Annotated in this window: 15 protein-coding genes; 5 read left to right on the forward strand and 10 right to left on the reverse strand. The window is 59.8% G+C overall.

The features are described from left to right. Positions 1–161 precede the first annotated feature (161 nt). Positions 162–1,085, forward strand: a complete 924-nt coding sequence (locus ADIMK_RS06330; protein ID WP_036185023.1) for a histone deacetylase family protein — start codon at positions 162–164, stop codon at positions 1,083–1,085. A 41-nt stretch (positions 1,086–1,126) separates the two neighbouring features. Here the strand turns inward: ADIMK_RS06330 and trpB are convergent, their stop codons facing one another. After that, positions 1,127–2,329 carry a tryptophan synthase subunit beta gene (gene trpB, locus ADIMK_RS06335; protein WP_036185025.1) on the reverse strand — a complete coding sequence of 401 codons (1,203 nt, stop codon included), beginning with the start codon at positions 2,327–2,329 and terminating at the stop codon, positions 1,127–1,129. A 355-nt stretch (positions 2,330–2,684) separates the two neighbouring features. Between trpB and ADIMK_RS06340 the strand changes: the two genes are divergently transcribed. Further along, complete coding sequence (locus ADIMK_RS06340) at positions 2,685–3,284, forward strand: DUF6198 family protein (RefSeq protein ID WP_036185027.1); 600 nt, start codon at positions 2,685–2,687, stop codon at positions 3,282–3,284. 51 nt (positions 3,285–3,335) lie between these two features. Here the strand turns inward: ADIMK_RS06340 and ADIMK_RS06345 are convergent, their stop codons facing one another. Continuing rightward, the gene (locus tag ADIMK_RS06345) at positions 3,336–6,218 is read right to left on the reverse strand and encodes a valine--tRNA ligase (RefSeq protein WP_036185375.1); all 2,883 of its coding nucleotides are present in this window, start codon (positions 6,216–6,218) and stop codon (positions 3,336–3,338) included. Between the two features lie 350 nt (positions 6,219–6,568). On the opposite strand from ADIMK_RS06345, the gene ADIMK_RS06350 reads away from it, so the two are divergent. Further along, entirely contained in the window at positions 6,569–7,477 is a 909-nt protein-coding gene (locus ADIMK_RS06350) for a DMT family transporter (RefSeq protein ID WP_197027488.1), read from the forward strand. A 53-nt stretch (positions 7,478–7,530) separates the two neighbouring features. On the opposite strand, the gene ADIMK_RS06355 is transcribed toward ADIMK_RS06350, so the two are convergent. The 8 genes from ADIMK_RS06355 to ADIMK_RS06390 all read right to left on the reverse strand — a co-directional run bounded on the left by ADIMK_RS06355 (position 7,531) and on the right by ADIMK_RS06390 (position 17,174). Then, complete coding sequence (locus tag ADIMK_RS06355; RefSeq protein ID WP_036185033.1) at positions 7,531–8,937, reverse strand: NAD(P)(+) transhydrogenase (Re/Si-specific) subunit beta; 1,407 nt, start codon at positions 8,935–8,937, stop codon at positions 7,531–7,533. A 10-nt stretch (positions 8,938–8,947) separates the two neighbouring features. Next, a complete protein-coding gene (locus tag ADIMK_RS06360) occupies positions 8,948–10,510 on the reverse strand; it encodes a Re/Si-specific NAD(P)(+) transhydrogenase subunit alpha (protein WP_036185035.1) in 1,563 nt (520 codons plus the stop codon). Positions 10,511–10,975: 465 nt separating this feature from the next. Beyond that, positions 10,976–12,169 carry an ABC transporter permease gene (locus tag ADIMK_RS06365; RefSeq protein ID WP_036185037.1) on the reverse strand — a complete coding sequence of 398 codons (1,194 nt, stop codon included), beginning with the start codon at positions 12,167–12,169 and terminating at the stop codon, positions 10,976–10,978. Next, positions 12,162–13,379 (reverse strand): ABC transporter permease, encoded by a 1,218-nt coding sequence (locus ADIMK_RS06370; RefSeq protein ID WP_036185039.1) that lies wholly within the window; start codon positions 13,377–13,379, stop codon positions 12,162–12,164. The genes ADIMK_RS06365 and ADIMK_RS06370 overlap by 8 nt, the downstream gene beginning before the upstream one ends. Beyond that, complete coding sequence (locus tag ADIMK_RS06375; protein ID WP_036185041.1) at positions 13,366–14,070, reverse strand: ABC transporter ATP-binding protein; 705 nt, start codon at positions 14,068–14,070, stop codon at positions 13,366–13,368. The genes ADIMK_RS06370 and ADIMK_RS06375 overlap by 14 nt, the downstream gene beginning before the upstream one ends. After that, positions 14,067–15,197: an efflux RND transporter periplasmic adaptor subunit gene (locus tag ADIMK_RS06380; RefSeq protein ID WP_036185043.1), complete on the reverse strand. Its 1,131-nt coding sequence runs from the start codon at positions 15,195–15,197 to the stop codon at positions 14,067–14,069. Before ADIMK_RS06380 ends, ADIMK_RS06375 begins: the two co-directional genes overlap by 4 nt. A 36-nt stretch (positions 15,198–15,233) precedes the next feature. After that, positions 15,234–15,656, reverse strand: coding sequence for a DNA polymerase III subunit chi (locus ADIMK_RS06385; RefSeq protein WP_036185045.1), 423 nt, complete (start codon positions 15,654–15,656; stop codon positions 15,234–15,236). A gap of 9 nt (positions 15,657–15,665) precedes the next feature. Beyond that, positions 15,666–17,174, reverse strand: coding sequence for a leucyl aminopeptidase (locus tag ADIMK_RS06390; protein ID WP_036185048.1), 1,509 nt, complete (start codon positions 17,172–17,174; stop codon positions 15,666–15,668). 191 nt (positions 17,175–17,365) lie between these two features. On the opposite strand from ADIMK_RS06390, the gene lptF reads away from it, so the two are divergent. After that, the gene (gene lptF / locus ADIMK_RS06395) at positions 17,366–18,493 is read left to right on the forward strand and encodes an LPS export ABC transporter permease LptF (RefSeq protein ID WP_036185050.1); all 1,128 of its coding nucleotides are present in this window, start codon (positions 17,366–17,368) and stop codon (positions 18,491–18,493) included. Next, positions 18,490–19,557 carry an LPS export ABC transporter permease LptG gene (gene lptG, locus ADIMK_RS06400; protein WP_036185053.1) on the forward strand — a complete coding sequence of 356 codons (1,068 nt, stop codon included), beginning with the start codon at positions 18,490–18,492 and terminating at the stop codon, positions 19,555–19,557. The genes lptF and lptG overlap by 4 nt, the downstream gene beginning before the upstream one ends. Positions 19,558–19,568: the final 11 nt, after the last annotated feature.

A 19,568-nucleotide genomic window follows, 5' to 3' on the forward strand; every position in this document is an offset into this window, starting at 1 on the left:
TCTTTTTGCCATTGACGGTCGTCAAGCTTGAGGAGCGCACGGGAATCCCGTCGTCGTGTCTGCGTATGATGGCACCTGATCGAGCCGTAAAACGTCCTAGGCCTTTCTCTGTACTCCCGGCCGATTTCTGCTGTACTGAGAGGTAGATGGGGGGAGTGCTTATGACGACTGCGCTGATCAGCCATGTGGATTGTGAGCTACATCAGATGAGTGCCGGACATCCGGAAAGCCCTGAGCGGCTGCGCGCGATACACCGGCAGCTTGAGCTCAGCGGTATGCTTGAACGTTTGGATCTGCTAGTGGCTTCGCCCGCATCCCGGGCACAGCTGGAGCTGGCCCATCCCGATCACTACATCGATGCCATCTGCGATCTACATCCCGAGCGGGGACTCAGTTATGCCGACCCCGATACGGCGTTGAACCCCCACAGTCTTCGGGCGGCAGATCTGGCTGCCGGCGCGGTCGTGCAGGGTGTCGATCGGGTACTCGACGGATTGGCCGACAATGTATTTTGCGCCGTGCGCCCTCCGGGGCACCATGCCGAACACGATGCCGCTATGGGGTTCTGTCTGTTCAATAATGTCGCAACCGGGGCGGGCTGGGCTTTGCAGAGGCCAGGTGTGAAACGTGTGGCGGTGCTGGACTTTGATGTACACCACGGTAACGGCACTGTGGATATCTTCAAGGATCGGCCGGATGTGCTGGTCTGTTCGAGCTTCCAGTTTCCTTTCTACCCCTTCCGGTTTCAGGATATCGACAAGCCCAATATCGTCAATACGCCGCTGCCGGCGGGTACGGGCAGTGCCGCGTTCAGGCAGGCGATAGAGCGCGACTGGTTACCGGCACTGGCAACACACCGACCGGATATGATTCTGGTGTCAGCCGGTTTTGACGCCCATCGTGATGATCCGTTGGCCGAGCTGATGCTGGATGATGAGGACTTCGGCTGGATCGGTGGCTTGATTATGGATGCCGCTAAGCGCTACTGCGAAGGCCGTGTGGTGTCGGTGCTTGAGGGTGGCTATAACCTGAATGCGCTGGGGCGCTCGGTTCAAGCCTACATCGAGGCGATGCTGGAGGGATGAGTAAAGCCCACCCCGACAAGGGGTGGGCGATGGCATAGTCCTTAGGATTTTGCCTCGAAGCCGAAGTTTTCGGCCACGTAATCGATATCCTTGTCGCCTCGACCGGAGAGGTTGATCAGCAGCGTCTGGCCGGGGTTCTCGCGGCCATGCTTCATGGCCCAGGCTACCGCATGGGCGCTCTCCAGTGCCGGGATAATCCCTTCCATACGCGAAAGTTTGTAAAACGCATCCAGCGTTTCGTCGTCGCTAATCGCATGGTAGTTCACCTTGCCGGCGGTCTTGAGGAAGGAGTGCTCAGGTCCCACCCCCGGATAGTCGAGGCCAGAGGCGATGGAGTGCACCGGCGCCGGGTTGCCCTCTTCGTCGCTGAGCAGCAGACACTTGAAGCCGTGGATCATGCCCGGTTTACCGAAGGTCATGGTGGCTGAGTGCTCGCCGAGCTTGGTGCCCTTGCCCAACGGCTCCACGCCATTGAGTTGTACCCCTTCATCATCGAGGAAGGCGCTGAACAGGCCCATGGCGTTGGACCCGCCGCCGACGCAGGCGCCTACCTGATCCGGCAGTTCGCCGACCATCTCAAGGAACTGATCTTTGGCTTCGGCACCGATGACGGACTGGAAGTCACGTACCATCAGTGGGAAGGGGTGAGGTCCGACTACCGAACCGATGGCGAACAGCGCCGTGTCGGCCTGACCCAGATAGGACTGGAAGGCAGAGTCGACCGCTTCCTTGAGGCTGCGCCCGCCAAAGCCCACCGGCACAACCTTGGCGCCGAGCAGCTTCATGCGGGTGACATTGGGGGATTCCTTGGCGATATCGATCTCGCCCATATGGATTTCGCACTCCATGCCGAAGTAGGCAGCCGCGGTGGCGAGCGCCACCCCGTGTTGGCCTGCGCCGGTCTCGGCGATGAGCTTGGTTTTGCCCATGTGCTTGGCAAGCAGCGCCTCTGCCATGCAGTGATTAAGCTTGTGGGCGCCGGAATGGTTGAGGTCTTCGCGCTTTAAGTAGATATGCGCGCCGACTTCGCGGCTTAGGTTGTGCGCGTAATACACCGGGGTGGGGCGACCCTGGTAGTGCTTGCGGATATAGCGAAGCTCGTTGAGAAAGTCGGCCGAGCGGCCAAGGCTCAGGTAGGCACGATTGATTTCGGCGAACTGGGACTCCAGCTCCGGCGGCAGAAAGGCTCCACCGAACTCACCAAAATACCCCTCCTTGTTCGGGTAATTCTTCAAATATCCCATGATGCGATGCCTTTATGATGTGATACGAAAACGCGTGCCTCACAATAAATTTAATTAACAGGTGAAACAATACTGCAGTGAGTCGATTGCGCCGGATTGGTGAGGCAGGTCATGCGGTTGTGGGCAAAGTCAGTGCAAGGGATGCACCGTGAAGGTGAAGAAATCCGGCAACAGGGCGGTAACGCGTTAATTTAGCGCTATTGATCTATGGCATACAGCATGCATCAGCTATGATTGCAGACCATTTCTGTCAATGAAGCCCATAGCACACCTGTTATGCGTGCTTCTTGGATGCCGGGCCCACAAGGCCTTTTGATCATCGGTTCGAACCGCCACAAGCGGAGGGAGTCGTTTTATGGTTTTTACTCATCGCTGGCTCTCCATTCTGGAGGGTTGCCTGCTCGTTGCGCTGGGCATACATCTGCTCAATTCAGCCCATCTGCTGATCAGCGGTACGGCGGGGCTTGGGCTTACACTGCAGTACGTGACTGGCCTTACATTCGGTACACTGTTCTTTATTCTCAATCTGCCTTTCTATCTGCTGGCGGCCCGTTTCATGGGACTGGCCTTCACATCGCGGACCTTCGCCGCTGTCAGCCTGCTCACACTGCTGTCGGTACTGATGGATCGCTGGCTGGAGTTCAGCATTGCCGAGCCTGCGATGGCCGCAATACTGGGCGGCCTTCTGGTGGGCTTCGGGTTGATTATTCTGTTTCGCCACCAAACGTCCTTGGGTGGCATCAATATCCTGGCGATCTACCTTGAGCGCCGTTTCAATATCCATGCAGGCAAGACCACGCTGGCCTGCGATGTGCTGATTCTGGTGGTGGGCTGTCTGGTCTTTCCGCCCGAGCAGATACTCTATTCGCTGCTGGCGTTTCTAAGCCTGAGTTCGGTGATGGGGCGCTATCACCGCCCACCGGCCTGGGCGCAGGCCGCGCAGCCAGCCCGTTAGACAAAAAGAAAGGGCAGCCGTGTGGCTGCCCTTGTTCGATAACGCGGACTGTTAGAGCGCCTCGATCTTCGCGTATTGCTCCTTGAGCTTATCGAACGAATCCTGGGCGGCTTCGATCTTCTCGCGCTCCTTGGCGACCACCTCTTCAGGCGCATTGGCAACGAACTTCTCGTTGGCCAGTTTGCCTTCAACGCGCTTGATCTCGCCGGTCAGGCGGTCCAGCTCTTTCTGCAGGCGGGCCAGCTCGGCGTCTTTGTCGATCAGGCCGGCCATCGGTACCAGAACCTCCATCTTGCCCACCAGCTTGGTGACGGACATCGGGGCGTCCTCGTCCGGCTCCAGCCATTTGATCTCGCTAAGCTTGGCCAGCTTGGTCAGAGAGATGTAGTTCTCGCGCAGGCGGCGGAAATCATCGTCGCTGCCGTTGTGGATCAGTACCTCGAGCTCTTTGCCCGGGGCGATGTTCATCTCACCGCGAATGTTGCGGATGCTGATGATCACCTCTTTCAGCCACTCCACATCGGTTTCGGCCGCTTCGTCGATCAGCTCCTGAACCGGTTGCGGGTAGGGCTGCAGCATGATGGTGTCGCCCTCTTTGCCGGCCAGTCCCTTGATCTGCTGCCAGATCTCCTCTGTGATGAACGGCATCATCGGATGGGACAGGCGCAGGATCGCTTCCAGCACGCGGACCAGAGTGCCGCGGGTGCCGCGACGCAGGGCGGCCAGTTGCGCTTTCTCCTCGTCGGTATTGCCCTCCGAGGTATCCCAGAGTACCGGTTTGGACAGTTCCAGATACCAGTCGCAGTACTGGTTCCAGACGAAGTCGTACAGCGTCTGTGCAGCCAGGTCGAAACGGTATTCGTCCAGATGACGGATCACCGTCTGTTCGGTGCGCTGCAGGGCACTGAGGATCCAGCGGTCGGCCAGGGTGAGCAGTACCTCTTCATTGTTCTGGCCGCAGTCTTCACCTTCGGTGTTGCTGAGTACATAGCGGGCGGCGTTCCAGATCTTGTTGCAGAAGTTGCGGTAGCCCTCCAGGCGCTTCATATCCCAGTTGATATCGCGACCGGTGGAGGCCAGCGCGGCCAGCGTGAAGCGCAGTGCATCGGTACCGTGAGCGGCGATCCCCTCCGGGAACTGCTTCTCGGTACGCTTGCCGATCTTCTCGGCCAGCTGCGGCTGCATCATGTTGCCGCAGCGCTTCTCCAGCAGTTCCGGCAGGCTGATGCCGTCGATCATGTCCAGTGGGTCGAGTACGTTACCCTTGGACTTTGACATCTTGTCGCCGCTCTCGTCGCGGATCAGGCCGGTTACGTACACGGTCTTGAACGGTACCTGCGGTTTGCCGTCCTCATCCTTCATGAAGTGCATGGTCATCATGATCATGCGCGCCACCCAGAAGAAGATGATGTCAAAACCGGTCACCAGGGTGTCGGTGGGGTGGAAGGTCTTCAGGCGCTCGGTATCTTCCGGCCAGCCCAGTGTACCGAAGGTCCAGAGTGCCGAGCTGAACCAGGTGTCGAGCACGTCATCGTCCTGACGCAGTTCCAGCTCCAGATCCAGATTGTACTTCTCGCGTGCCGCTTCGGCGGAGTTGGCGACATAGACGTTGCCGGCATCGTCGTAGAAGGCCGGGATGCGGTGGCCCCACCACAGCTGGCGGGAGATACACCAATCCTGAATGTCGCGCATCCAGGCGAAATACATGTTTTCGTACTGCTTGGGCACGAACTTGATATCGCCGTTCTCCACAGCCTCGATCGCCGGCTTGGCCAGTGTTTTGGCATCGCAGAACCACTGGTCGGTCAGCATCGGCTCGATGACGACACCGCCACGGTCACCGTAGGGCACGGTCATGGCGTTCTCTTCGATTTTGACCAACAGACCTGCGTCTTCAAACGCGGCGACGATTTGACGGCGGGCTTCGAAACGCTCCAGACCGCGGAACTGCTGCGGCAGGGTCGCATCGATGTCGGCGTTGACGCTGCCGTCGAAGTTGAACACCTGCGCTTCTTCGCGGATATCGGCATTCAGTGTTAGCACGTTGATCAGCGGCAACTGCTGGCGCTGACCGACCTGGTAGTCGTTGAAGTCGTGGGCCGGGGTGATCTTTACGCAGCCGGTGCCCTTCTCCATGTTGGCGTAGTCATCAGCGACGATGGGGATGCGGCGGCCCACCAGCGGCAGCTCGACGAACTTGCCCACCAGGTTGTCGTAGCGCTCATCCTCCGGGTTCACCGCCACGCCGGTATCACCGAGCATGGTTTCCGGACGGGTGGTGCCGACGACGATGTAATCCAGACCGTCTTTGGTTTTAACACCGTCGGCCAGCGGGTAGCGCAGGTACCACATCTTGCCTTTGACTTCGCGGTTCTCAACCTCCAGGTCGGAGATCGCGGTGTGCAGTTTCGGGTCCCAGTTGACCAGACGTTTGCCGCGGTAGATCAGGCCGTCGTCGTACAGACGGATAAACACTTCCTGCACGGCGTGATAGAAACCGGAGTCCATGGTGAAACGCTCGGTGGGCCAGTCCACCGAGTTGCCCAGGCGTCGCATCTGACCGGTGATGGTGCCGCCGGACTGCTCCTTCCATTCCCACACCTTTTCGATGAAGGCGTCGCGGCCCAGGTCGTAACGGCTCTCGCCGGTTTCCGCGGCCAGTTTGCGCTCGACCACCATCTGGGTGGCGATACCGGCGTGGTCGGTGCCGACCTGCCACAGGGTGTTTTTGCCCTGCATGCGGCGGTAGCGGATCAGGGCGTCCATGATGGTGTGCTGGAAGGCGTGGCCCATGTGCAGGCTGCCGGTGACGTTGGGCGGCGGGATCATGATGCTGTAGGCATCGCCTTCGCCTGACGGGGCGAAGTAGTTACTCTCTTCCCACTTCTTGTACCAGTTCTGTTCGATCTCGTTGGGCTGGTAGGTCTTGTCCATGCGGTCTGTCATGTCTTGAAATCCGGCAGCGTGATTGCGCCCAGAGCGAAGGGGCGCGGGGCGATTCGAAAACCGGACATTATACAGGCACAGAGCGACCTGTTACAGGGTAAGACGGGCGTTCAGCGCGGTGGTCTCCGCACAGGCTGGACGGCGGTAGCGGTTCGTCACATTCCTGAACCTGTACCTGTTGCAGTCTTTCTAGCCAGGCATCGGAACCTGGGGGATAGCGAGCACCCGCTTGTCGAGACAGGTGGGTGTCTATACTATCGCTCGCCTTCAATATCTGCTGATCCTGCGGCCTATCGCTGTTTCAGCCCTGTATGGTTATCGGTGCGAGGTGTGTGGTGATGCTCGATCGGGAGCGGGTAGGCGAGTTGTATATCGCAGGAGCGGCAACGATGTGGGGATTGCTGCCGGTCGTCTCCAAGCAGGCTTATGCGTCTATTCCCGTGCTGGTCTGTGCGGCACTCAGTGCGCTGGTGACGGCTCTGTTTTTTGCCGCTTGGCTCACCCTGCGCGGTGAGTGGCGGGAGCTGCTGTGCAAAGAGGCGTTGGCCAGTTCGCTGATCTCCGGCATTGGCATTGGCGTTCTTTACTATGGTTTGGTGTTCTGGGGGCAGTCGATGGTCCCGGCAAGCACAACCAGCGTGTTGCTGCTGATGGAGGTGTTTTTCTCCATGTTGCTGCTGCGTCTGATGGGGCACGAGCGTCTTTCCAGACGTCAGGGTGTCGGCGGTGCCGTTATGGTGTTGGGCGCTGTGCTGGTTCTGGCGCCGGATTCTCTGAGCTTTATCGGCAAGGGAGAGCTGATCCTGCTGGTAGCCGTGGCGATTCCCCCCTTTGCTAACTTCCATATGCAGAAAGCGCGCAAACTGGTGGGTGTCGGCAGTATTCTGTTCCTGCGCAGTTGCATCAGCTGTGCCGTGCTTTGGTTGATGGCACTGAGTTTTGAAACGTTGCCATCCGTAACGGATATGATGTCAGCGGCGCCCTGGGTGCTGATTAACGGATTGTTGATATTGGGTGTGTCGAAAATCCTCTGGGTAGAGGCGATTCACCGAATACCGATTTCGAAAGCAGTTTCGATGAACTCAATATCACCGCTGGTTACGCTGGCGGTTGCCTACTGGCTTCTTGATGAGCGTGCGGACTGGTATCAGTGGCTTGGCTGTATACCGCTGTCGCTGGGGTGTTGGCTGCTGGTATCGCGGCCGGGGCGGCCGACTGAGCCGCTGGTGGCCAAGCGGGATGCTTGAGGCGGGTCGTAGATAAAGCGGAAGACCGGCCGCGGGCCGGTCTCCGTAGAGTATTACTCGCTAAGGTACTTCAACACCGCATCCACACTGTCCTTGGCATCGCCGAACAGCATGCGGGTGTTCTCCTTGTAGAACAGCGGGTTGTCCACCCCGGCGTAGCCGGTGCTCATGCCACGCTTGAGCACGATGGTGGTCTTGCCGTTCCACGGTTCCAGTACCGGCATGCCGGCGATGGGGCTGTCCGGCACCTCTTGCGCAGCCGGGTTGACGATGTCGTTGGCGCCGATGACGATGGACACATCCACGTTCGGGAACTCCTCGTTGATCTCGTCCATCTCGAACACGATGTCATACGGAACCTTCGCTTCAGCCAGCAGCACGTTCATGTGCCCCGGCATGCGACCCGCGACCGGGTGGATACCAAAGCGCACGTTAACGCCCTTATCCTTCAGCTTCTTGCTGATCTCGTACACCGTGTGCTGGGCCTGCGCCACGGCCATGCCGTAGCCGGGGAGGATCATCACCTCCTTGGCGGAGGCCAGCATGTCGGCCACCTCGTCGGCCTGGATCGGCTTGATATCCTCTTCGCTGCCGGCAGGACCTGCGGCACCGGCACCACCGCTGCTCTTGTTGCCGAAGCCGCCGAGGATGACGTTGACGAACTTGCGGTTCATCGCCTTGCACATGATGTAGCTAAGGATCGCGCCACTGGAGCCGACCAGCGCGCCGACCACGATCAGCAGATCGTTGCCGAGCATGAAGCCCATGGCTGCCGCGGCCCAACCGGAGTAGCTGTTGAGCATTGAGACCACCACCGGCATATCGGCACCGCCGATGGCGACGACCATGTGTACGCCGAACACCAGTGCGATGATGGTCATCGCCACCAGCCAGCCAATACCGCCCTCTGGTGCGGAGGCGACGTACTCGACGCAGAACCCGATCGCGGCGAGTAACAGGACTAAATTGAAAATGTGCCTGCCCGGCAGCTGCAGCGGCTTGCCGCTGATCTTGGCCGCCAGTTTCAGATAGGCACAGATAGAGCCTGAGAAGGTCAGTGCGCCGATCAGGATGCCGAGGTAGGTCTCGGTGGCGTGGATCGCCTGCTCAACCGGTGTCTGGCTCACGGCGTTGTGGTCCAGGGCGTTGGCCCAACCGACGAACACCGCGGCAAGGCCAACCAGGCTGTGCAATACCGCCACCAGCTCCGGCATCTGGGTCATCTCGACTTTTTTCGCCAGATACCAGCCGATGGCGCCACCGGCAAGGATGCCGACGATGAGGACGAAATGGTTCTGGGTGACCAGTCCGACAATGGTGACGACGAGCGCCAGCCCCATGCCGAGCATGCCGTAGAAGTTACCGCGACGGGCGCTCTCCTGATGAGCCAGTCCCCCGAGCGCCATGATGAAGAGCGCACTGGCGCCTATGTATGATGCTGTGATGATGCCTGTATTCATTGTCGGCTCCTTACTTCCTGAACATCCGCAGCATGCGCTGGGTGACGGCAAAGCCGCCGACGATGTTGATGCTGGTGATAAACACCGCCAGCGTGGCCAATATCACCACCAGCGGACTGTCACTTGAGATCTGGATCAATGCTCCGATGACGATGATGCTACTGATGGCGTTGGTCACGCTCATCAACGGCGTATGCAGCGAGTGCGACACGCCCCAGATCACCATGTAGCCGATAAAGCAGGACAGCACGAACACGGTCAGGTGCCCGATAAACTCAGGCGGCGCGACGGAGCCCAGGCCAAACAGGGCCAGACCCGCCAGCGCCAGGGGAATAATGAACGCCAGCGGATGGGCCGGCTTGGCTTCCGGCTTCTCCAGCTGCGCCTTGGCCTTGATGCCGATGTCCTCTTTCGGTGCCAGGGAGATACGCGGGGCAGGTGGCGGCCAGGTGATATTGCCCTCTTTGACCACGGTGGCACCGCGGATCACTTCGTCCTCCATATCAACCACGATGTTGCCGTCCTTCTCAGGGCAGAGGTCGGTCAGCAGGTGGCGCAGGTTGGTGGCGTAGAGCTGGCTCGACTGCGCAGCCAGACGGCTCGGCAGATTGGTATAGCCGATCAGGGTGACGCCATGCTTGACCACCACTTTGTTGGCTTCGGTCAGCTTGCAGTTACCGCCGGCTTCCGCCGCCAGGTCAACGATGACGCTGCCAGGCTTCATGTTGGCGACCATGCGCTCGGTGATCAGCTCAGGGGCCGGCTTGCCCGGGATCAGCGCGGTGGTGATGATGATATCCACCTCAGCGGCCTGGGATGCGAACAGATCCATCTCCGCCTTGATGAATTCGGGGCTCATGGTCTTGGCGTAGCCGCCGCTGCCTGCGCCGTCCTCATCCGGGAAGTCGAGCATCAGGAACTCGGCGTCCATACTCTCCACCTGCTCCTTTACCTCGGGGCGGGTGTCGAAGGCACGCACGATAGCGCCCATGCTCTTGGCCGCGCCGATGGCGGCAAGACCTGCCACACCGGCACCGATCACCAATACCTTGGCCGGCGGAATGCGACCGGCAGCAGTGATCTGACCGGTAAAGAAGCGGCCAAAGTGCTGTGCAGCCTCGACCACGGCGCGGTAGCCTGCGATGTTGGCCATGGAGCTCAGGGCGTCCATCTTCTGCGCACGGGAGATACGCGGTACGCTGTCCATCGCCAGTGCGGTGACACCGCGCTCTGACAGCGCCTGCAGGGTCTCCTGGTTCATCGCCGGGTAGAGGAAGCTGATCAGGGTCTGGCCCTTGCCCAGCAGCTCGACCCCATAGAAGCCCAGCTCCGGGTGCTCCTTGGGTGGTCGCACCTTCATGATGATATCGGAGTGCTTCCACAGATCGCGGGGATCCTCGACGATCTCGACACCGACGGTTTTGTACTGCTCGTCATCGAAATTGGCAGCCGCGCCGGCACCGGACTCGATGGCCAGCGTGAAGCCCAGCTTCTGCAGCTGTGTCGCGACCTCAGGGGTGAGCGCTACGCGCTTCTCTCCCTCTTCGATCTCTTTGGGTACACCTATTCGCATTACTCTCTTCTCTCTCGAACCTGAAATGGAATTCTGTTCTGCAGCGCCCCAAGCGCGGCGCGTAGTTATCGATACTGCCTATTCTGTTGGCCTGTGGCGCACCCGACTACGGCCTGAAAGTCTCATTCAGGCACTACAAAGGTGTCCCTACCAAGGGGAGGCAGCAGCGTTTCTGACGGATTGTAGAGCGGCCTTTCAGTGCATGACGTACCAGAAACGGCCTGCATCCATATCGCTTTCGGCATTTCAGCGCCATATTCGACTTAGGTCTAGTTGGTGACCTTGTTCGGGATGTGTGAATTGAGGGGTGTCTTTAGATGCCAGCTCCAAGGATGTCACTGGCTAAATGAGCGCAAAGGCAGACAGCACGGTGCCTGCAGCGGAGGGATGTAATGGTAAAAGGGGGCGGCGGGTGGGCAGGCTACCAAATTCTGCAGTTCCAGTTCCCACAACTGCAACGGCTTATTACTCGCTCTGCAAGGCTGATACGGGATTGAGCCGCGCCGCCTGACTGGCTGGTAGAACGCCGGCCAGCAGTCCAACCATAGCTGAAAGGCTGAGGGCGAGCAGCAGGAACAGCGGGCTGATCTGGATTGGCAATGCCGGTATGGCCAATGACAGTATGCCCAGAAACAGGGCGGAGAGCAGAAGCCCTGCAAGTCCACCGGCCAGCGCCAGTAGCACCGCCTCACACAGGAAAAGCAACAACACCTGGCGGGTGGTGGCGCCGAGTGCCCGAAGCAAACCGATCTCGCTGCGACGCTCACGTACTGTGGTGACCATAATAGTCAGAATGCCGATGGCACCGACAAGCAAGGAGATACCGCCCAAGCCGCCGATGGCGAGGGTTAGGATGCCGAGAATACGGTCGAGGCTCGAGAGCATCTCGTCCTGCGTGATGATGGTAAAGTCCTCACCGCCATGGCGGGCGATCAGACGTGTGCGTATGCGCTCAGCCATGGCCTGCGCCGTGGTCGAGGGCTGATAGGTGATATCCACCTCCATCAGCCCTGTGCGGTTGAACAGGCTCAACGCACGGTCGATGGGGATGTACACGATGTCATCCAGATCGAACCCCAGCATCTGTCCCTTCTCCTCCATCACGCCGACTACGCGATAACGCTCGCCGCCGACACGAATGAATCGCCCGAGTGGGTTTTCACCGCCAAAGAGTTCGGCATGTACCTTGTGACCGAGCACGGCAAAGGGCTGTGAATAGCCGCCGCTCTGCGGCAGAAAACGTCCCAGCGCGATGTTAAAACGCCAGGCCGCCGCGGCATCAGGCCCGACACCGAGGATATCGGTGTGCCGGACGCGATTACCGTACTCGATCGCGCCTGCACCCTGCACGATCGGGACCACATGAATGGCGTAGGGCAGCGAGCGAAAGCTGCGGGCGTCCTCGAGACTGATTGGGCGTGTGCTGGAGAGGAGACCGCCCATGCCGCCGGTTTGGGACTTGCCTGGGGTGACGGCGACGATCCGGCTGCCGAACTGGGAGAAGTTCTCCAGTACATAGAGCCGTATGCCCTGGCCAAGGGTGGTCAGCATGAGTACGGCGGCGATGCCGATCGCGATACCGACAATGGTCAGTACCGAGCGCATACGCCCGGCATGCAGGGTGCCGAACGTCAGGCGTAGATAATCGCGGCTAAGCATCGTGCACCTCGCCCTTGAGGGCTTGTACCGGTGCCAGCCGGGCGGCACGGGAGGCGGGCAGCCAGGCGAACAGCGTGGCGACGCCAAGCGCGATGATCAAACTGCCGGACAGCGCCCACAGGGGTACGGTTACCGGAAACTGCGGCCAGATGCTGTGGCCGAGCCAGAGCAGGGCGTATCCGCTGATAATGCCGATCAGTGCGCCAAAGGCCGAGAGCATCAGCGCCTCGCTGATAAACAGCAGCCGTACCAGTGCGGCACTGGCGCCGAGTGCCTTGAGAAGGCCGATCTCGGCGGTGCGCTGGCTGACGCTGATCAGGGTGATGTTCATGATCAGGATGCCGGCGACCACCAGACTGATCGCGGCAATGGCGGCAACGGACAGCGTCAACAGTCCGAGAATGTCGGTGAAGGCGCCGAGCAGCGCATCCTGTGTGATCAGCGTTACATCGCGCTCGCCACCGTGGCGCTGTTGCATCAACTCTATAACGCGTTCACGGCTGCGCTCGATGGAGGCCCCGGCGCGTACTTTCAGCAGCACACGAAACATCCCCTGGGTGTTGAATATCTGTTGCGCCGAGGCCACCGGCAGGATGACCTGATTGCTGACATCCATGCCCAACGATTCGCCTCTGTCCTCGACAATGCCGATGACCCGAAAGCGCCGGTCGCCGACGCGAATCCATTCGCCCAGCGCCCGTTGTGTGCCAAACAACTCGCGACGCACCTCGGGCCCGATAACACAGACGGCACCAGCCTGTTGCAGTGGAATGTCCGGTAACGCCTGCCCCTGCTGCATGGACAGTTGGCGCAGCTCGAAAAAGCGCGCGCTGGTGCCCAGCGTCACAATTTCCCGGTTGCGCCCGCCGACGTACACCTGCGCGTTGCCGACGATCAGCGGGGCGACCATCTCGATGCCGGGCAGCCGGCTCAGGGCGTCGACATCGTCAAGCGTGATGTCCCTAGTGCCCTCTCCGGTCAGTGGCGGCAGGCCTCCGGTGGTCTCTTTGCGCCCGGGCAGCAGAATCAGCGTGTCCTGTCCCAGCAATGAAAACTCATCGAGCACAAAGCGGCGTGCGCCTTCGCCAAGGCCGGTTAGCAGCAGCACGGCGGCCACGCCGACGGCTGTGGCCAGTAAAATCATCAGCGTGCGAAACCACTGGCGCAGCAGCAGGTGAAGGTTGAACTGGATCAGATCAGCGGTTCGCATCGGGGTCACCCGAGTCCCGGTTGCGGGTATCGCTGATTAGCTGACCATCCTGCATCCACAACTGTCGCCGTGCACGCTTGCCCATGGCCGGGTCGTGCGTGACGACGAGCAGGGTAATGCCCTCGCCGTTCAGCTCTTCAAGTAGCCCGATCACCTCCGCGCCGGAGTGACTGTCCAGATTGCCGGTGGGTTCATCGGCCAGCAGCAGCGCCGGGCGGCGAATGACCGCGCGTGCAATCGCCACGCGCTGGCGCTGTCCGCCGGAGAGTTGATGCGGATGGTGGGCGGCATGACGTGACAGCCCCAGTCGTTCAAGCAGCTCATCGACCCGCGTTCTGCGCTCACGCGGTGGTACGCCCGTCAGTATCAGTGGCAGCTCGATATTTTCCCGCGCGTTGAGTCGGTCGATCAGATGGTAGGCCTGAAACACGAAACCGATTTTATGGTTGCGGATCTGGGCACGTTGCTCTTCGCCAAGTGCGCTCATCTCCTGCTGTTCAAGCCGATAGTGCCCGCTGTCCGGCGTGTCGAGCAGTCCAAGCATGTTCAGTAGCGTGGACTTACCTGAGCCGGAGGGCCCCATGACGGACAGATAATCCCCGGCGGCGATCTGCAGATCCAGATGATCAAGGGCGTGCACGCTTTCACCGCCGAGATGGTAGGTTTTACAGAGCTGTTCCAGCACGATCATTGCGGCGTGACCCGGGCCCCGTCCACGGCACCTTCAATATCGAGACGGGTCAGAATTTGATCGCCTTCGGCAAGACCGCCGGTGATTGAGGTCCAGCTCCAGTTAGCGGGGCCGGTATCGACACTGACACGTTTGAGTGTGGCACTGGCTGGATCGAACCGCAGTACGGCACTGCCTTCCAGCAGTGCTTCGGTGGGGATGCGCAGGGTGTTCTCATGGCGCTCGATGATCACTTCCACATCGGCGCTATAGCCGACCAGTAGCGGGGTGGAACGAGGGATCGGATCGAAGTAGACATCCACATCCACAGTGCGCGCCTGTTTTTCCAGTTCCGATACGAAGGGAGCGATGCGCTTTACTGTGCCGCTGAACCCGGAACCGCGAAAGGCGTCGAGTGTGATGCGGGCACTCTGGCCAGAGCGCAGTTGAGCTGCCTCCACCTCATCAATCGGTGCGCGCACATACAGGCAGCTGTCATCGATCAGATCGACAGCAGGCGGTGTGGCAACGCCGGGCGGGGAGGGGGTGGTGTATTCACCGGGCTCACCGTTAATTTCCGCGACAATGCCGGAGAAGGGGGCGCGCAATTGCCGCTTGTCCAGCTGGGCGGTGTACAGCGACAGCTCCGCCTGAGCCTGAGTGATACTGACGTCAGAGCGCTCACAGTCGATCGCGGAGAGCCTAGCCGCGTTGGCCAGGCGGTCGAGTTGCTCATCCGATACCAGATTGCGCTCGGCCAGCGACTGGGAGCGTTTCAGTTCGCGGCGATTGAAATCGGCTAGTGTGCAGGCACGTTGTTTCTCCAGTCGTGCAGCGGCGAGGTTGGCATCGGCCTGCGCAACCAGTGCCTGCTGTTCATCGTCATAGAGCTTCAACAGCAGCTGGCCGGTCTTGACCCTGTCGCCCTCATCCACAAACAGGGTTTCAACGCGCCCGCCCTGAGGCATGGACAACCGGGAGCGCTCGCAGGCGCGAATGGTGCCGGCGCGGCTGTTGGCAGCGATAACTTCCACAGGACCTGTGCCAACTGGGGACAGCGGCACCGACAGGGGGGCTGGACGGTTCATATACCAGATGCCGGCGGCAATCGGCAGGGCGACAAATATCAGTATCAGTGCGCGCTTCATGCGTACTCCTGAACATCGCCCCAGACGGGCGTCGGATCAGCGCATATCGGTTCGGTGCAGCTCGACTCCCCGATCGCGGCAGCGCTGATAGTTTTGCCGCGTCGCTTCGAGTACATCGGCGTCCTGCACGACGATCTCGACAATGCGCTGAAATTCGAAAGCATCCTCCGGAAGCGACAGCGCCAGATTGATAAACACCTCTCGGTGCTCGGGACGCTGTTCTCCATGACCTATTTCGATAGGCGCGGAGGGCTTATCACCTAGTATAACGTGCGGTACGAAAGCGTCGGGTCTGAACGCCCAAAGGCGCTGATCGAGACGCTCCGCGTCGGATTCACTTGGCATGTGAATGTAGATGTTCAGGCCAAGGCCCAGAATCTTCTCGCACAGCCGACACAGGAACAGCTCACGGCTGTCCGGGTCGGCGTCGGCGAGAATGTAGTAGTCGGCACGGCTCATCGGCTTGGATCAGGCCTCGTCTGCGCTCTCTTTCTGTTCTGCCAGATCAAGCAGGTACTGGGTCAGCAGCGGCACGCAGCGGCCGGTAGCACCTTTGGCCTTACCGCTCTTCCAGGCGACACCGGCGATATCCAGATGAGCCCAGCGATACTCTTTGGTGAAGCGTGACAGGAAGCATGCCGCCGTGATGGTGCCAGCGGGGCGACCGCCGATGTTGGCGATGTCGGCAAAGTTGGAGTCCAGCTGTTCCTGGAACTCATCCCACAGCGGCAGCTGCCAGGCACGATCCGCAGCATAGTCGCCGGCATCGAGCAGGGCTTCGGCCAGTTCGTCGTTGTTGCTGAGCAAGCCTGATGCCTGATGACCCAAGGCGATAATGCAGGCACCGGTCAGGGTGGCAATATCGATGACGCTCTGCGGCTCGAAACGACCGACATAGGTCAGTGCATCACAGAGTACGAGGCGACCCTCGGCATCGGTGTTGAGAATCTCGACGGTCTGCCCGGACAGTGTGGTGACGATGTCGCCCGGTTTCGTAGCTTTGCTGCCCGGCATGTTTTCGGCGGCGGCGATGACACCGACCACGTTCAATGGCAGGTGCATCTCGGCGAGTGCTTCCATGGTGCCGAGGACGCTGGCAGCACCGCCCATGTCGAATTTCATCTCGTCCATTTCGGCGCCGGGCTTCAGACTGATGCCGCCGGTGTCGAACGTGATCCCTTTACCGACCAGTGCATGGGGCTTTTCGTTTTCGTCGCCGCCTTTGTAGTGCATCACGATCAGGCGTGACGGCTGGGCACTGCCGCGACCGACTGCGAGCAGAGCGCCCATGCCGAGCTCCTCCATCTGCGTATCGTCAAGAATCTCGACGCTGATGGATTCGAAGTTTTCAGCCAGCCCGATCGCGCGTTCAGCCAGGTAGCTCGGGGTGCAGATATTGCCCGGCAGATTGGCAACTTCGCGGGCGCTGCTGACACCGTTGGCGATCGCCGCACCGTCTAGCAGCGCGCCTTCGCCGAGTTCGGTTTCCGCTTCATCAAGCAGGATCGCGACCCTCTCGAGCTTGATCGGATCGGACTTTTTGCTCTTGGTAATGTCGTACTGGTAAAGCTCTTCGGATACCCACTCAACCAGCTGACGGGTCTGGCGATAGGTGTCTTTCTGCTCGCTGGCAAGTCCGTCCAGTGCAACAACGGCACTGGTCACACCGGCTTTTTTCAGGGTTGCGGCAATAGAGCCGATCAGTTTACGGTGGTGGCGGTCCTTGCGCTCGTCCGACTTGCCAAGCCCCAGTACCAGTACACGCTTGGCTTTCAGTCCCGGTACCTTGAACAGCATCTGCTGCTCGCCGGCCTTGCCCGTAATGTCGCCACTGCCGATCAGCTCACGGAGGTAGCCTGAGGCTGCCTTGTCCAGTGCTTCAGCCGAAGGGGCAAGCTTGCCCTCGGCTTCGACACCTATGACGATGCAATCTGTTTCCAGTGCTTCAACCGGGCCATTGACGATTTCGAAATCCATGACGACTCCATACAAGACTTTGCTGACTGATTGCGGGATAATGCGGCCCGCTTAACGATAAAGATAGCCGCACTATACAGTGGTTTCGGGAATCAGTGCCAGACGGCACCCACAACGGCCTGCGGTGTTACATGCCATCTGAACCCTCGATATCAATGTGTGCGACCGGGGTTCGCGACAGGGATTGAGCTTTGATTATTTTCCGTTATCTCTCCCGCGAGGTATTACTCTCCACAACGGCGGTGACGGCAGTGCTGCTGCTGATCATCACCAGTGCCCGCCTGATCAAGTATTTGACCGATGCTGCCACCGGCAAGCTCGATGCCGATTTCGTGTTGCTGGTATTGGCCTACCGTATTCCCGGGTTCCTTGAGCTGCTGCTGCCGCTGGGGCTGTTCCTCGGTATTTTGCTCGGGTTCGGGCGTTTGTATCTCGAGAGCGAGATGGTGGTGCTGCGGGCCTGTGGGGTCAGCCATAAACGGTTGGTGCTCTATGCGTTGGGCCCGGCGCTGCTGGTTTCGCTTCTGGTTGCGGCTATTTCGCTGGTGATCTCTCCCTGGGGCGTCGGTCAGGCGAAGCAGATCTTCGCCCAGCAGGAGGCGCGAAGCGAACTCGAACTGCTGACGCCCGGGCGTTTCCAGTCTCAGGATAAAGGCGCCCGGGTGACCTATGCTCAGCGACTGAATACCGATAACGGTACGCTGGAGCAGGTGTTCATTGCGCAACAGAATGAGAAAGGGCAGCCGCTTTTGCTGTTCGCCAAAGGTGCAGAACAGCGCATCGTCGAAGGCCAGGGGCGGTTTCTGGTGCTGGAGGATGGTTACCGTTTCGATGGTGTGCCGGGGCGTGCCGATTACAGCGCGACATATTTCGGTGAATACGGGGTGAAACTCCCCGAAGCCGAGGCGGGATTAGCGATCAACGAGATCGAGGCCAAGCCCACCGCTGAGATCCTGCATGATAATTCGCCGCGGGCCCGCGCCCAGATGCATTGGCGTCTCTCGCTGCCGGTACTGGCCTTCATCGTAACGCTGATTGCCGTTCCGCTCTCGCGCACCAATCCGCGCCAGGGGCGATTTGCGAAACTGATACCCTCCATCATCATTTATCTGCTCTATGTCACCCTGCTGACCGCCACCCGTTCGGCTATCGAAGATGGTAAGACCGGTGCCTGGTCGTTGTGGGCCATTCATCTGGGCTTTTTGATGCTGGCAGCCAATCTTATCTTTGCCGATCGCTTCTGGGAGTCGTTGTTCAACAAGTTACCTGCGCTGCGGCTGCCGGGACGACTGAGGAAGGTTAAGGAGGGTGGCGCATGATCGCTAACCGTCTGGAACTCTATATTGCCCGCCATGTGCTGGCGGCTATCGCCGTGGTATTGCTCATTGTGGTAGGGCTTGACCTGCTGTCAGCGCTGATTGATGAGCTTGACCGTCTTAGCGACCGCTATCAGTTTGGCGCCATGTTGCAGTATTTGGCGCTGACGATCCCGAGACGCATTTACGAGATGTTGCCGCTCAGTGCGCTCGTGGGGTGTTTGATCGGTTTGGGCTCGCTGGCCAGTCAATCGGAGTTGACGGTGATGCGTGCTGCAGGCTTCTCGACTGCGCGCATTGTGTTAGGCGTGTTCAAGCCTGTTTTGCTGCTGATGCTGCTGGAGCTGACGCTGGGGCAGTTTATTGCACCGGCCACCGAACGTCTGGCGCTCAGTGGCAGGGCAGTGGCACTGGCCAGCGACGGTATTCTCCGGGCCAACGAAGGTGCCTGGCATCGTGATGGTAATGAGTTTATCCACATAGCAGCGGTGGAGCCTGGCGGCGTTATTCACGGTATTACGCGCTACCAGTATGGCGATGATGAAGGCTTGCTGCGTTCAAGTTATGCCCGTATTGGCAAGGCTAGCGACGATGGCTGGATTTTGCAGGATGTGCGTGAGACCCGTTTTGTCGACGGCCGAACAGAGGCTCGTCAGTTGGAAGAGGAACACTGGATAACAGGGCTTTCTCCGGGGCTGCTGTCAGTGATTATCGTCGACCCGGTCGATCTTTCCATTACCGGTCTGGCGCGCTACTCGGGCTATCTCGAGGAGCAGGGGGTCAATTCAGACAACTACCGGTTGGCATTCTGGGGCAAATTGCTCCAGCCGCTGTCGATTGCTGCGCTGGTGCTGATTGGGGTGTCGTTTATCTTCGGTCCGCTGCGTAATGTGACCGCCGGTCAGCGAGTGATTGCGGGGGTTATCGGCGGTGTCTGCTTCAAGTTCGCGCAGGATATTCTTGGGCCCGCCAGCAGCGTTTTTGGTTTCCCGCCGCTGCTTGCTGTATCGCTGCCGATTCTGATCTGCTTCGCCGTCGGCTTCCTGCTGTTGCGCCGGGCGGGTTGACCGCACTTAAG

The sequence above is a fragment of the Marinobacterium lacunae genome, assembly GCF_000705555.1.
In the GTDB taxonomy this organism is placed as follows: Bacteria; Pseudomonadota; Gammaproteobacteria; order Pseudomonadales; family Balneatricaceae; genus Marinobacterium_D; species Marinobacterium_D lacunae.